The 14,841-nt window shown below is 44.9% G+C and carries 14 protein-coding genes; 4 read left to right on the top strand and 10 right to left on the bottom strand.

Annotated features, from left to right (window positions below):
* Position 1 precedes the first annotated feature (1 nt).
* Positions 2-1,081 carry a 3-isopropylmalate dehydrogenase gene (gene leuB, locus G4D73_RS07660; RefSeq protein WP_064094871.1) on the top strand — a complete coding sequence of 360 codons (1,080 nt, stop codon included), beginning with the start codon at positions 2-4 and terminating at the stop codon, positions 1,079-1,081.
* A gap of 73 nt (positions 1,082-1,154) precedes the next feature.
* On the opposite strand, the gene G4D73_RS07655 is transcribed toward leuB, so the two are convergent.
* From G4D73_RS07655 to infA, 3 genes are all read right to left on the bottom strand, one after another.
* Positions 1,155-1,553: a hypothetical protein gene (locus G4D73_RS07655; protein WP_213686447.1), complete on the bottom strand. Its 399-nt coding sequence runs from the start codon at positions 1,551-1,553 to the stop codon at positions 1,155-1,157.
* A gap of 144 nt (positions 1,554-1,697) precedes the next feature.
* Positions 1,698-2,078 (bottom strand): hypothetical protein, encoded by a 381-nt coding sequence (locus tag G4D73_RS07650; protein ID WP_213687732.1) that lies wholly within the window; start codon positions 2,076-2,078, stop codon positions 1,698-1,700.
* A 134-nt stretch (positions 2,079-2,212) separates the two neighbouring features.
* Positions 2,213-2,434, bottom strand: coding sequence for a translation initiation factor IF-1 (gene infA, locus G4D73_RS07645; RefSeq protein WP_001284370.1), 222 nt, complete (start codon positions 2,432-2,434; stop codon positions 2,213-2,215).
* A gap of 231 nt (positions 2,435-2,665) precedes the next feature.
* Between infA and G4D73_RS07640 the strand changes: the two genes are divergently transcribed.
* Positions 2,666-3,673 (top strand): AraC family transcriptional regulator, encoded by a 1,008-nt coding sequence (locus G4D73_RS07640; RefSeq protein ID WP_005245913.1) that lies wholly within the window; start codon positions 2,666-2,668, stop codon positions 3,671-3,673.
* A gap of 92 nt (positions 3,674-3,765) precedes the next feature.
* Here G4D73_RS07640 and truA read toward each other — a convergent pair whose 3' ends face one another.
* From truA to asd, 5 genes are all read right to left on the bottom strand, one after another.
* Positions 3,766-4,563 carry a tRNA pseudouridine(38-40) synthase TruA gene (gene truA, locus G4D73_RS07635; RefSeq protein WP_213686446.1) on the bottom strand — a complete coding sequence of 266 codons (798 nt, stop codon included), beginning with the start codon at positions 4,561-4,563 and terminating at the stop codon, positions 3,766-3,768.
* Between the two features lie 14 nt (positions 4,564-4,577).
* Positions 4,578-5,546, bottom strand: a complete 969-nt coding sequence (locus G4D73_RS07630; protein WP_213686445.1) for an asparaginase domain-containing protein — start codon at positions 5,544-5,546, stop codon at positions 4,578-4,580.
* A gap of 47 nt (positions 5,547-5,593) precedes the next feature.
* Positions 5,594-6,991, bottom strand: coding sequence for a fimbrial protein FimV (locus G4D73_RS07625; protein ID WP_213686444.1), 1,398 nt, complete (start codon positions 6,989-6,991; stop codon positions 5,594-5,596).
* 66 nt (positions 6,992-7,057) lie between these two features.
* Positions 7,058-8,641, bottom strand: a complete 1,584-nt coding sequence (locus G4D73_RS07620) for a hypothetical protein (protein WP_213686443.1) — start codon at positions 8,639-8,641, stop codon at positions 7,058-7,060.
* Positions 8,642-8,761: 120 nt separating this feature from the next.
* The gene (gene asd, locus G4D73_RS07615) at positions 8,762-9,880 is read right to left on the bottom strand and encodes an aspartate-semialdehyde dehydrogenase (protein ID WP_004647391.1); all 1,119 of its coding nucleotides are present in this window, start codon (positions 9,878-9,880) and stop codon (positions 8,762-8,764) included.
* A 188-nt stretch (positions 9,881-10,068) separates the two neighbouring features.
* On the opposite strand from asd, the gene G4D73_RS07610 reads away from it, so the two are divergent.
* Positions 10,069-11,199, top strand: a complete 1,131-nt coding sequence (locus tag G4D73_RS07610) for an endonuclease/exonuclease/phosphatase family protein (protein ID WP_005245920.1) — start codon at positions 10,069-10,071, stop codon at positions 11,197-11,199.
* A 323-nt stretch (positions 11,200-11,522) separates the two neighbouring features.
* On the opposite strand, the gene G4D73_RS07605 is transcribed toward G4D73_RS07610, so the two are convergent.
* Both G4D73_RS07605 and G4D73_RS07600 read right to left on the bottom strand, forming a co-directional pair.
* Positions 11,523-12,458, bottom strand: coding sequence for a lauroyl acyltransferase (locus tag G4D73_RS07605; protein ID WP_213686442.1), 936 nt, complete (start codon positions 12,456-12,458; stop codon positions 11,523-11,525).
* Positions 12,459-12,565: 107 nt separating this feature from the next.
* The gene (locus G4D73_RS07600; RefSeq protein ID WP_213686441.1) at positions 12,566-14,470 is read right to left on the bottom strand and encodes an ATP-binding cassette domain-containing protein; all 1,905 of its coding nucleotides are present in this window, start codon (positions 14,468-14,470) and stop codon (positions 12,566-12,568) included.
* Between the two features lie 33 nt (positions 14,471-14,503).
* Between G4D73_RS07600 and G4D73_RS07595 the strand changes: the two genes are divergently transcribed.
* Positions 14,504-14,749 (top strand): SlyX family protein, encoded by a 246-nt coding sequence (locus tag G4D73_RS07595; protein ID WP_213686440.1) that lies wholly within the window; start codon positions 14,504-14,506, stop codon positions 14,747-14,749.
* Positions 14,750-14,841 lie beyond the last annotated feature (92 nt).

The following is a 14,841-nucleotide window of genomic DNA, read 5'->3' as shown; positions in this document are numbered from 1 at the left end:
CATGTCTAAACAAATTTTGATTTTAGCTGGTGACGGTATCGGTCCTGAAATTGTCAAAGCGGCAGAGCAGGTGCTGACTCGTGTAAATGAAAAATTTAATCTCGATTTGACATGGGAACAGGGTTTACTCGGTGGTGCAGCCATTGATGCGCACGGTTCACCGTATCCAGACGTGACTTCTGAACAGGCTAAAAAAGCCGATGCGATTTTACTCGGTGCCGTGGGCGGTCCAAAATGGGACACGATTGAGCGTTCAATCCGTCCGGAACGTGGTTTATTGAAATTGCGTAGCGAACTGAATCTGTTTGCTAACTTGCGTCCAGCCATTCTTTATCCGCAACTGGCTGATGCTTCAAGTTTGAAGCCTGAAATCGTAGCAGGTCTGGATATTCTGATTGTGCGTGAGTTAACGGGTGGTATTTACTTCGGTCAGCCACGTGGTATCCGTGAACTGGAAAATGGCGAGAAGCAAGGCTACAACACTGACGTTTACTCAGAGTCTGAAATCAAGCGTATCGCTAAAGTCGCTTTTGAAATGGCCAACTTGCGCGGTGGTAAAGTATGTTCAGTGGATAAAGCCAATGTGCTTGAAGTGACTGAGCTGTGGAAACAGACAGTGACTGCGCTGAAAGATGCCGAATATCCTGAAATTAATTTATCGCACATGTATGTCGACAATGCTGCGATGCAGCTGGTACGTGCACCGAAGCAGTTTGACGTGATTGTCACCTCTAACCTGTTCGGTGACATCCTGTCTGATGAAGCTGCGATGTTGACCGGTTCAATCGGCATGTTGCCATCGGCATCTCTGGATGAAAATGGCAAAGGCATGTATGAGCCTTGTCATGGTTCTGCACCAGATATCGCGGGTCAAAACCTGGCAAATCCATTGGCAACGATTCTTTCGGTGGCGATGATGCTGCGTTATACCTTCCGTGAAGAAGCCGCTGCTAAAGCGATTGAAGATGCAGTAGGTCAGGTCTTGGATCAAGGCTTGCGTACGGCGGATATCATGTCTGAAGGCATGCAAAAAGTCGGTACGGTTGAAATGGGTCAAGCAGTCGTTGCTGCATTGAACTAAGCCTGTTTCGATTCAAAAAAACGCAGCCTTGAGCTGCGTTTTTTTATGATAGAAATTTCAAAGCTTAAACGGCTTAACAGGTTCGGCCTGTGGTGCGTACCGCGGTGGCAATATTATCTTTGAGTAAGAAGGTGATTTTACATTGCAATTTGACGTCATAGCCGCCGGCAGGGTTTACTGACACTGGAATCGGTACAGTGCCTGTCCCTGTGGCAGGAAACTGCGCTACAGGCAAAGGAATGGTAATGGGGCGTTGTACCACATAGCTTAATTGCTTGGCGCTGCGTTCAGGCCCACTGATCTGCTGGTAACCTAAACGTTTTAGATCCAGAGTTTGATCGATCAGTTGGCTGCTTTGCCCAATGAACTGTTGTAAATAGGCATCACGCTGTGCAGTCGTTGAGGAGGTGGTGCTGCATGCACTAAGCAAACCCAAGGCTGTGCAGCATGCTAAAATCAGTGTGAACTTCATGAGTTGTCCTCACACCAAATAAAATGAGTGTAAGCGCATTCCATGCAAAAATACTGTTGTGATTTGATACACGGTAGAAGTTTAGCGTGGTGAGGTTGATCCCTGATTTAATTAGATACAGGCTTTGAACTCGATGAGTACAGCTTAGCAAGCTCTACCGGTATAGCGGATGGCTTGAACAATTTCATCTTTTAGGTCAAACCAGATTTGGCATTTCATCTCAATGTTATAACCACCATTTGAGGGCATCGGCATTGGTGCACCGATCGAGATACTCTGACTAATATTCGGCGTGCCCATCGGAATATTCATATCCCGAAAAATAGTGTAGCCGAGAGATTCTGCGGTTTGAATCGGTTGCTGGGAGGTCTTGAATCCCGTTGCGCGAAGATCAAGCTGGCTACGAACCTGTGCTGCAGTTTGACCCACATAAGGTTGTAGAGACTGATGCAGATGCTGATTGCCGCCGGTAACGCACGCAACGAGAAACAAGCTGGAAAGTAGGGGTAAGCATTTCATATTTATTATTTTTATACATGTTGTTTTTAATTCAATGAATAGTCGTGAATTTATGGATCTGTGTCAAATTATTTTATTGATTGATAAATAATTCAAGTAATAAAAAAGCCACTAAAAGTGGCTTTTGCTTGCGCTAAAACTTAGCGTGCACGATATGTGATACGACCTTTAGTCAAATCATAAGGTGTCATTTCAACCTTCACACTATCGCCAGTTAAAATGCGGATATAGTGTTTACGCATTTTACCAGAGATGTGGGCAATCACTTCGTGACCGTTCTCTAAACGTACACGGAACATAGTATTAGGAAGCGTCTCGGTGACAACGCCTTCGAACTCGATGAGTTCCTCTTTATTGGCCATAGCCTACCTGAATGAATAAATTGGAAAGGCGCAAATTATAGTCAATTTTTTTGCAAAACACAAGACGAAACGGGCGTTAGACTGATCATCTGCCAGTAAAATAGGCGAACTGTCACGATAATTTTTTTAACTAAAAAGACACCTGTTTCTGTTGTCAGTTTGGTCAATCACAGTTAATCTAAAATTAATCTTTTTAAGTATAAATGAAGTACATACAAGGAAGGCTTTTGAGTGAGTCAGCTAACGGATGCATCAGTCGTATTGCGTTTAGGCTATCAGGCGATTCGTCGTGCGGGGTTGCCGACAGAAGAACTTTTGACCAAAGCAGGAGTGGCTTTAAATCAGGTAGAGGCTAATGACCGTACGCCGCTGAGTGCCCAGTATGCCTTTTGGGTGGCGGCAGAGGAAGTCAGCAAGGATCCGGATATTGGATTGCATCTGGGGGAGCACCTGCCACTTTATCGTGGTCAGGTCATTGAACACCTGTTTGTTTCATCTGGAAATTTTGGTGAGGGACTGAAACGTGCTTTGGCTTATCAGCGACTGATCAGCGATGCCTTTGCTGCCAAATTAGTGATTGAAGATGATCGCTGCTATTTAACCAATGGTGAACAGCCTTTTGCTGAGAGTCTGGTCAATCGTCATTTTACTGAATGTGCTATGTCAGGCGTACTTCGTTTCTTTAAATTTATTACTGAAGGACGTTTTGAACCGATTTATATCGATTTTAATTTTTCTAAAGGGGCACCTGATGATGAATATTTCCGGGTTTATGAGTGTCCGGTCAGTCTAGGTCAGAAAGAAACCCGTTTGTACTTCGATCCGACTATCCTGGAATATCCGCTGTGGCAGGCTGAACCTGAGCTGTTGCAGCTGCATGAGCAACTGGCGATTGAAAAATTACAGGAACTGGCAAGATATGATCTGGTCGGTGAAGTCCGTCGTGCGATTGGCTCTACTTTGGAGAGTGGTGAAACCACACTGGAAACTGTAGCAGCACAACTGAATATCACGCCACGCCGTTTGAGAACGCAACTGAGTGAGGCACATACCAGTTTTCAGCAGATTCTCTCGGATTATCGCTGTCGTCTGGCCAAGCGTTTGCTGGCGAGTACCAATGAGAGCGTCGAGCGGATTGTCTATCTGACCGGTTTTTCTGAGCCAAGTACCTTCTATCGTGCCTTTAAACGCTGGACCAATGAGACGCCGGTGGAATATCGGAAACGGAAGCAGCGTTAAAAATCCCTCCTAACCTCCCTTTAAAAAAAGGGAGGAATTCCCCTCCTTTTAGGAGGGGTTAGGGGAGGTAAATATTCTAAAAAATTTAAAAACTATTCCGGCATATTCAGCCAGTGCGGACCTAAGGGTAATTCAGGTAATTCAAACTGCGCCGGATAGTCGGCATGAATAAAATACAAACCATCTGCTGGCGCAGTCACACCAGCAGCTTTACGGTCTTCTGCCGCGAAAATATTATCAATATGATCGGCAGCATACATGCCCTGACCAATTTCCAATAAACATCCCATGATATTGCGCACCATATGGTGCAGAAAGCCATCGGCTTGAATATCCAATACCAGATATTGACCATGCTGAATCAGGTGGCAATGGCTGACATGACGAACGGGCTGATTGGACTGACAGGCTGCGGCGCGGAAGCTTTCAAAGTTATGCGTGCCTTCAAACTTTTTCGCGGCGTATATCATCTGTTCAACATCAAGCGGTGCATAGACATGGGTGACCTGTTTATGCAGCAATGCCGGGCGTACAGGGTGGTTGTAGACCACATAGCGATAGCGGCGCGCCTGTGCCTTAAAACGGGCATGGAAGCTGTGATCCATTTCTTTGATCCACTGGATCGAGATGTCTTTAGGGAGTTGGCTATTGCAGCCCATCAGCCAGCCACGTTCAGAACGCACGGCATCAGTATCAAAATGTGCCACCATGTTGGTCGCATGTACCCCGGCATCAGTGCGGCCGGCACCCTGTAGGCTAATCGGTTGATCGGCAACTCGGCTCAGGACCCTTTCAATGGTTTCCTGTACGCTTGCAACTCCCGGCTGTTGAGTCTGCCATCCCCGATAATGCATCCCACAAAACTCAATTCCCACCGCAAAACGCTGCATAATGACCTCAAACCTTATTGATCGTACCAATGACGATGCCATTGCTCTACAGTGTCGTATTGTAAATACATTTTCAGGGCTTTTGCATACAGATCCGCATGTCCATAACTTTCATTCAGCAAAATTTTGCAGTGATTGACCCATTCGGCAATAGCATAGCGCTGATCCGTCGCACCAAAAGGCACTTGGGTGGTCAAGACGGAAATGCAGCCCTGCTCATAGAGTTGATCAATGAGCGCAATCATGGTGTCATTGACCGCCAGGTTGCCAGTGCCAAAACCTTGCAAAAATAGAAAATGCGGTGGTCGAGCCAAGAGGTTGTTCAAGTTATTCAGCTGCTGAGCCAGATCAATCGGCTGCATCATGATGCTCATGCAGTTGAATTCAGCCGCTTTCGCAATATCTTCTACCTTGACCTGATAACACGGTTGATGGGTCTGGATTGCGATATTGGCCTCAAGACCGGAAAAGGCATTTAACTCAGTAGTATGCTGTTTCAGTGCAGTTTGCGCATGTAGCAGCTGATGATGGAATGCCAGATAGACTCCAGCGCTACATTCGCTGATGGAATCTAGTGCAAATTTCAGGTTATCCAGGGCATCACTAAATTCACGCTGTTCATTGCCTTGAGCATTCAGCAACGGATATTGGCTACCGGTCAGCACCACATGCGCCGAGTTTCTAATAAAATGTGCCAGTACTGCACTGGCATAACTCAGCGTATCTGTACCGTGAATAATCACAAAATGCTGGATTTGCCGCGATTGCAATTGCTGAATAAACTGTACCAGTTGCAACCAGTCGGTTGCTGTGCAGGCACTACTGTCCTTAATGGCGGGTGCATGGTGGCATTCTACAAAATACTGCTCTGCAAGTATCTGTTCGAGTTTTGGAATAAATAAATCAGCAGGCATCGGTGCAAGAGGGTCTCCCACGCAGCCGAATGTGCCACCCATATAAATTAATGCAATATTTTTTATCATAAAAAAAGCAGCCAATTATTGACTGCTTTAGTGTAAATCGAAATGCATCAAGATGCGATTTGATTCAGTAATTGCTCGGCGCGTTGTTGTTGCTCAGGAGTATATTCAGCTTCTCGCTCCGCAATGACTTCACGGGCAGCGGCATAGGCACCGAGTTGAATATATTGCTGCGCAAGATCCAGGTTGAGACCTGCTTCATTAACATCCAGTAATTCCGGGAAAGATTGCACCAGCGGATCATGCTGATCTATCGTTGCCTGAGCTGGTGTAGCAGGAAGATCGAAACTCATCGCTGTCGCAGCAGGCGCTTCTGGCGTGGTTTCTAAATGATCTAATTTGAAATCCATGCCTGATAGATTGGTTTGTGACGCTGGTTCTGCCACAGGTGCTGCAGCTGTCAAGCTAGACAGGTCAAACTCAGTCGCTGGCACTGCAGTTTTCTCAGCTGCTGGTACTGGCGTGTCAAGCGAGAAAGAAAAATCTAGAGGCTTGATTTCTTCATCGCTAGCCGGTAACTGTTCATTATTAGTGCTTAAATTGAGATCAAGATCAAGATCAAGATCAGGAATCTGATTAAGATTCGTTTTATTTTCAGAATCTGTTTCTAGGCGATCAGAAGCTACAGAAGAAATTTCTGACGTTGTTGGCTCTACTTTAAAAGATTCAAAATCAAACTGAACTTCATTAACCACTGATGGTGCTGATTCAGTCGGCACACTCTGAGTAAAGCTGCTCTTTGGATTAAAGTCAAAACTGTTGTCTTGTTCAGGCTCAGTCTTTGTTGCGGTGGTTGAGGCAGGCGCAGCACTCGGCTTAAAATTAAATTCAAGAGGTGCTGGTTCTTCTTTAACTGGCGCACTTTCTTGTTGTAGTTGCTCGAATGCTAAACCAGCTTTTTTATCCACAGGAAGTGATGTAAGACTCAATTCATCAAAATCACTTGTATTCGATGCGGGAACAACAGACTTAGAAACTGGATCTGGTTTAACTGATTTTTCTCCTTCATAGGCGCTTCTTTTTTCTTCAGCCTGAGAGAGAATTTCATCGATTTTCAGAGTACGAATATGATTAATCAGTTGAGTAATTGCAAAATCATCTTGCTGTAAGATATGAATATCCAATAACAACAGATAGAGTTCATGCTGGGAATTATCCCGATTCAGTGCCTGGTTAATCTGTGCTTCGGCCGCAAAAAAATTACGTTCCTGAATCAGGCCTTCAATTTTCTTGCGTGTTTCTGCTGATAATGGCGTTGCTGATTTTTTTGTGACCCCGACTGGCTCCACCACTTTGGTTCTTTGTGGGGAAGCTTTTGAAGCAGAGCCAGGTTTTTTCGCTTTTACCGTTTTAGTTTTTGCTTTATCTGATTCTTGAGCATCTTGTCGTTTTTTAAAGACAATTAGTACGATGATCAATATCACTAATGGAATCACATAAATCAGCATGTTTTACCCCTTGGGGATAGAGTAGTTTAAGTTCGCCTATCCCAATAAATCGTCATGTGTAACTTTTTAATTAATTGGCTTCTTATCTGCTTGTTGGGCTTTGAGCTGTTGTTGTAGCTGGGCCAGACGCGCATTTAATAACTGAATTCTGTGATCCTTCTGATTGAGTGCCAATTCTAATTCAGTTACGTTTCTCTGTAATTTAACGGTTTTTTCTCGGGCTGTCATAACTTTTAATGACAATTCCTTTGAGGTTTGATTGCGTTCTGTGTTCTGGTTTGCAGAAACTTGCCCGGATTCGCGCTGGTTCTCAGCCACCAGGCTCATTTCTGCCTGATTCAGGCGGTATTTAGTCTTGCCAGCAGGCTTAGACGGTAGCTCGGTCTGCTTTGCCGCAGTGACTTTAATGGGCGCAGGTGCAGGATGAGTTGTATTTAAGTTCAATGCAGCACCCTTGCGTAGACGATTGGCATTTCCTCCGATAAAGGCATGCTCATTGTCTTTTTTAATTTGCTGCATGACTTCATTGACAGGACGCTGCTGCTGTTCGGCAATTCTTGAAGCAATCCCCCACAGTGATTCATTGGATTGAACCACATAAGTAGGTGGAGTCTGATTCGGAGTTGCTTTGACTGGTTGAGCTTTTGCAGTCACTGGAACCGGAGTTTTCACCGAATTGGCTAATCCGGTTGATTTTTTGGCTTGTTCCTCAGCAAATTTTTTCACCAATGGATCACTGGAGGCAGTTTGATGATCAGAACGGGGCTCTACAGCTTCCTGCACAGCTGCTTTATTTGGTGCTGATGCACTTTGTGCTGGTATCGTACTGGTTGGTTTGTTTGTAGTCGAGGCTGCTGCAGGAGCCGGCGATGCAAGAGTTGCTTGTGAGGTCTTTACTGAATCTGAAAGCGCCGGTGCAGTTTTAACTGGGGCTGGAGTATCGGGTGCAGTTACAGCCTCGCTTTTCAGTACAGGCGTAATCGCTTGAGCCTGAATCGCTGGAGTTGATGCCATTACAGCTGGCGCAAATGCAGTTTTTGGAATAGAAGTGTTCGATAATGTCGGTGGTGCTGTGCGTTGCAATGCCAACGGCTTTTCTAGAGCCGGTGGCTTATTTAAGGCTGTGGAGGCTGCCGTATTGTAATGGCTACTTACGGGTAAGTTGAGTGCAATATCTTTTTCACTGACGACGACAACTGGTGCAAGCGGGCGTTCATTCTGTTTGAGACTGGCTTTTAATAAATCGGTTTTAGCTTGTAAGGGCGTACGGATATGTTGCAGACGTGCAGCATTGCCTTCCTTGATTTTGACAATAATATTCAGCTCGCGTTCTGTCATGGGGCGAGAAGAAGTAATAGTAATGACCCCGGTGCCGTTATTGCTGCGCCGGGTAAAAAAGTTCAGATGACCAGGTGGCTGATGCGATGCACCAATTGACATTAAATCTTCAGGTGAAGCCAGACTGACTTCAATCGGCAAATTGATATCAGACTGCCGAAAAGTCATTTCTGCATAGAGTAATTCCCCAGGGGCAGACTGAATCTGAACCGGATCTACATTAATCGCATAAATGTTTTGTGAAGCGACGATGGCAAAAATGGCAAGCTTTAATTTGTTATATACAGTCATCTTAATCGTGAGCTCAGTCATTATCGCATAGCGAAAATTATAGATTAACGGGATGTTTGTTTTTTGTAAAATACTTACGCAATAGTTACATAAAAAAGCCGATCAATAAAGATCGGCTTTTGGCTTTATATCCACAGGATATTAGGCATTTTTATAATCAATCAAAATACGTAGCATACGGCGTAACGGCTCAGCGGCACCCCAAAGCAACTGGTCACCTACAGTGAACGCACCCAGATATTCTTTACCCATGTTCAGCTTGCGCAGACGGCCCACTGGAACGCTTAAAGTACCTGTTACAGCAACAGGCGTCAGATCAGTCATCGATGCTTCACGAGTATTTGGAACCACTTTAGACCAGTCATTGGCACGTGCAATGATGTCTTCGATTTCATCCAAAGGTACATCTTTTTTCAATTTCAGGGTTAATGCCTGAGAGTGGCAACGCATGGCACCAATACGTACACAGTGACCATCAATTGGCACGATCTGCTGGTTGCCCAGAATCTTGTTGGTTTCAACCTGACCTTTCCATTCTTCTTTCGACTGGCCGCTTTCCAGTTGCTTGTCGATATAAGGAATGAGTGAACCAGCCAAAGGAACGCCAAAGTTTGCAGACGGGAAGCCTTCACCACGTTGTAATTCAGCAATTCTAGAGTCGATATCCAGAATTGGAGAACGCGGATCATCTAGCAACTCTTTGGTATTGTTATATAAATAACCCATACCATTGATCAGTTCACGCATGTTTTGCGCGCCAGCACCTGAAGCGGCCTGATAGGTCATTGAAGTTGCCCATTCTACCAGATTGTTCTGGAACAGACCGCCCAAGCCCATCAGCATCAAGGAAACTGTACAGTTACCGCCGACAAAAGTCTTGGTACCTTTGACCAGACCATCTTTGATCACATGCATGTTGACCGGATCAAGTACGATGATGGCTTCATCATCCATACGTAAGGTCGATGCTGCATCAATCCAGTAACCATTCCAGCCTTCAGCTTTCAGTTTCGGGAAAACTTCAGAAGTATAGTCGCCACCTTGACAGGTAATAATGACATCCATTTGCTTCAGACTGTTAATGTCTGATGCATCCATAAGTGCTGGGGCGGTCTTACCGCCAAATGCCGGCGCTTCACCGCCTGCATTACTGGTAGAGAAATAGAATGGCTCAAAATGAGCAAAATCATTCTCTTCAACCATACGTTGCATAAGGACGGAACCAACCATCCCGCGCCAACCGACCAGACCTACTTTCATGTCACTTTGCCTCGGTGCGTTAAAAAATCAAAAGGGATTCGAGTGTACCAAAAAGGGACTCAACTGCAAGAGCTACACAATCAAAACATCAATATTCTTGAGAGAAATATCTGCTTTATGATACATACAAAATTGATAACGTCATTTTTCTTTTAGAAAAAATAATAACTTAATTAAGAGCGCAGTTTATGATATGGGTTATCCAAATTCTGGCAATCATTGTCATTTGGTTAAGTTTTTGGTCACTGATACCACGCGATGAATGGTGGATTCGGGGTGCGGATTTTCCACGCTTACAAATTCTGGTATTGGGCTTTATCGCCTTTATTCTTTTTCTTCTGGTTGATCATCCCTGGAACTGGTTGAATCAGCTGCTTTTTATCGGTCTGATGGCAGCTTTGGCCTATCAGTTGAAAATGGTATTGCCCTATACCTTTATCTGGAAAAAACAGGTCAAGCAGGTCAAGCATGATCAGCTGGATCCGCAACGTCAGATTTCCCTGGTCGTTTCCAATGTACTTACTACCAATACCAAATATCATTTACTGATCGAGCAGATCCAGATTCATCAGCCAGATCTGGTTTTGACTCTGGAAACTGATCAAAACTGGCAAAATGCACTCTCTGTGATTGAAGCTGATTATCCTTATCGCGTGCCTGTGCCTTTGGATAATCTGTATGGCATGCATCTATATAGCAAGCTCGAATTGAGTGAAACTGAGGTTAAATTTATTCTGAGTGACGAAATTCCCTCAATTCATACTACAGTGATTTTACGCTCGGGACAGCCAGTACAGCTCTACTGTCTGCATCCCAAACCACCCAGCCCGACCGAGGCCAAGGATTCTACCTTGCGTGATGCTGAACTGCTGATTGTCGGTGATCAGATTAAGGATCTGGATGAAAGCTGTATCGTCATGGGCGATCTGAATGACGTGGCCTGGTCACGTACCACACGCCTATTTCAACGCATTAGTGGGCTGCTAGATCCGCGGGTAGGGCGTCATTATGTGAATACTTTTCACGCAGATTATCCTTTTTTTCGCTGGTCGCTGGATCACGTCTTTCACAGTACCGATTTTGCCTTGGTACATATGGAACGTTTACCGCATGTAGGCTCTGACCATTTTCCGGTCTTTCTGGTTTTACAAACCGGTCGGGTATTCGAGCATATTCAGGAAGAATTAGAACAAACTGATGAAGATGAGCAAGAAGCACAAAAAGCTATTGAAGAAGGCATTCAGAAAGCAGAGAAAGAGGAAAAAATAGTCACTGATGAAGTTGCTATGGCATATAAAGAAGGAGGCAAAATCTCTTAGCTTTTTAGAAGAAAAGTGTACGATATTGCTTACAACAGTTTCCGCTTCTTGCGAATGGGCAGGGGTTGGGAATCTGGGTATTCTAGGTTTATCAGCACAGGGAGTCGAGAAAGGATATTCTCATAAGGAAGACGAAGCTGAATGAAAACATCATGGATATGATGCTGAAAGGGACATCACAAAAAAGCAGAACGAATTATAATATGTGAAAGCACAACCTCATTAACCCGAGTTTTACAGGATGTAGAGCTCGGGTTAAATTATTTCAATTACTTAAACATGATTTTAAGCTATAGCCCTTCAAATTCCGTGATCAAATTGATTTAGTAAATTGATTTATAACCTTCAGGGCGAGTCTTAAAACGGCGGTGGAACCACATATATTGGGTCGGTGCGATGCGTAACTGCTGCTCGATTACCAGATTCACGCGGGTGGCATCTTCGACTTCATTTTCACCAGGAAAATTTTCCAGTGCTGGTTCAATCAGCACATGGTAGCGCGGATTATTAATATCGCCATGACGGTAGAAATATAAAGGAATTGCAGCCGCTTTGGTCATTTTTAGTAAACGACGATGTGCGGTTACAGTCGCCGCAGGCACACCAAAAAATGGTGCCATCACGCCTTGTTTTAAACCATAATCCTGATCCGGACTGTACCAGATCGCATGGCCATTTTTCAGGTTACGTACCAGACCGCGCATATCATCATGGTCAATCTGATTGGCATAAATTGTGGCGCGACAACGGTAAATCAGCATGTCCAAAAGTGGATTATTCTGCGGACGATAGACCACATCCGGTTCAAAATATTGTGCGCAAAGATAACCACCCGCATCGAGCAAAGTTGAATGCGTGCCTAATAACAGCATGCCTTGGCCTGCGGCTTGTGCCTTCTGAATATGTTCCAAGCCTTCAATACTGACGCGGCCCTGAAACCATTTCGGACTGTACCAGGCATTCAGCGTCTCAAACACCCCCAGCATTTGATCGATAAATACCTGACGGGCATTGTCCTGTACCTGCTTTTCAGACCATTCGGGAAAGCAGACTTCCAGATTACGCAGCGTGGTTTCACGGCGTGATTTCAAGTATTTAAAAGAAAGGTGGCCCAGCAGGGACGCCAGACGATGCTGAATGGCCCAAGGTAAGATCGCCAGAATCATCAGGAAAATAATGCCTAGCCATTTGCCCCAATATTGAGGTAACAGGAATGACCATTGAAATTCACCGGGTTGATATGCAGGCTGAGTACTCATAAAACAATTTAGGGCCAAAAGATTAAATGCAGTCTAACAGAGAAGATTATTGAAATAAAAAAGCATCTGTACGAATACAGATGCTTTAGTAAAAGCTCGGGGAATATTTAGCCGTTACTTAGGTTGTCCAGTTCTTCCCAACGCTCTAATTTTTCCAGTAACAGCTCATCAATTTCGGATAAACGGTTAGAAAGTTTCAATGCTTTATCGGAATCAGTCACAAATAAAGAGCCATCAGCCAGTTGTGCGTTGATCTCGGCCTGCTCTTTTTCCAGTGCTTCCATTTCAGCAGGAAGTTGCTCGAGTGCACGCTGGTCCTTGTAGCTAAGCTTAACTTTTTTGGCAGCGACCGGTGCCGCCTCGGCTTCTGCTTTGGCTATGGCTTTTTTCACGGCACTTTTTTGGTCAACCACGGTTTGATCCGGACGTTGTTCAAGATAATCCTGATAACCGCCAACATATTCGTCAATATTGCCCTTACCATCAAAGACCCAAGTGGATGTTACCACGTTGTCCATAAAGGCACGGTCATGCGAGATCAACAGCAGGGTGCCTTTGTAGCCACCCAGCATCTCTTCCAGTAACTCTAAAGTCACCATATCCAGGTCGTTGGTTGGCTCATCCATCACAATCAGGTTCGATGGTTTCAGCAACAGTTTCGCTAGCAGGATACGGTTGCGCTCACCACCTGACAAAGCTTTGACTGGTGTACGGGCACGTTCTGGCGAAAACAGGAAATCTTGTAAATAACTATAGATATGACGACGGTTACCATTCACATCCACGTGGTCAGAACCTTCTGAGACGTTATCTTTAACAGATTTTTCCAGATCCAGCGCATTACGGAGCTGGTCGAAATAGGCCACTTCTAACTGCGTACCGGTCTTCACCGTACCGCCATGTTCTAGCTCGCCCAGAATGGCTTTAATGAGGGTAGTTTTACCGACACCGTTATCACCGACCAGACCGATACGGTCGCCACGGAGGACAAGTGCAGAGAAGTTGTTGATGATCGGTGCATTGTCACCGAATTTCACACTCAGGTTCTCAATTTCAAACACCAGTTTGCCGGAACGGTTGGCATCCTGAGTCGCCATCGTCACTTTACCTTGTTGCGAACGACGTGCTCTAGATTCTTCACGTAATGCTTTTAGGGCACGGACACGACCTTCGTTACGGGTACGACGGGCTTTAATCCCTTGACGGATCCAGACTTCTTCCTCAGCCAGCTTTTTATCGAACAGCGCATTTTGCTTTTCTTCAGCTTCCATTTGCTGGGCTTTCAGGTCTAGATAACGTGAATAGTTACCTTCATAACTACGCAGTTGACCACGATCCAGTTCAACAATACGGGTAGCAATGCTATCGACAAAGGCACGGTCATGCGAAATGAACAATAGGGTCAAATTATTTTGATCGAGCAGGAATTTTTCCAGCCATTCGATACTTTCAACGTCTAAATGGTTAGTCGGTTCGTCCAGTAACAGCACATCGGGTTGGGTAAGTAAAGCACGTGCCAGTAGTACACGACGCTTACGACCACCAGATAAATCGGCAAGATCTGCATCCGGGTCCAGGCCCATTTTGCTTAAAATCGAATTGACTTTGGTTTCCAGCGCCCAGCCATCCAGCTGATCCATTTTGTGTTGCAGGTTGCCCATACGATCACAGGCGTCCATGTCACCGAGTACACAGGCTTCACTGGCAGTATGATAAGCACGCAAAACTTCCGATGCTTCACCGGCACCATCTGCCACGATATCAGCCACTTTACCTGAATCCATCGGTACATCTTGCGCCAGCATGGAAATAGTAATGCCGTTTTGTAATGAAACTTCGCCGTTGTCAGGCAGTAAACTTCCTTCAATCAGCTTAAGTAAGGTAGACTTACCCTCACCATTACGGCCAATCAAACACACTCGTTCGCCGCGTTCCAAGTTAAAATTCGCGCCGTCGAGCAGGGCGGGTCCACCAAACGCAAGTTGGACATCCCTAAGGGTAATATAGGCCATAATGTTTCCTGAAATCCCCAATGAGGACTTTAAATGACTAAACAACAAAATCTAAATGATCAGGCGTCATTTTCCGCACCCATTGAAGATTTGCAAGTGCGAATTGCATTTTTAGACGATTTAATTGAACAGTTGAATGATCAGGTGGCCAAACAGACCCTGGAAATTGCTGATCTGAAAAAGCAAATGACGCTGTTATATCAACGTGTTGAGTCTTCAGATCTGTCTGAAGGCATTGCAGAATTTGATCCGGTTGCAGATCGCCCACCGCATTATTAATTTGCAACCAATGATTTAATCAACAACAACCCTTAGCTGATCTAAGGGTTTTTTATTGAAAAATAAAAATGAGCCAATCGATAAGATGTTAA

This window comes from Acinetobacter sp. WY4 (assembly GCF_018438165.1).
Lineage (GTDB): Bacteria > Pseudomonadota > Gammaproteobacteria > Pseudomonadales > Moraxellaceae > Acinetobacter.
The sequence above is the reverse complement of the archived record's forward strand: the minus strand, read 5'-3'. Positions and strand labels throughout refer to the sequence as shown.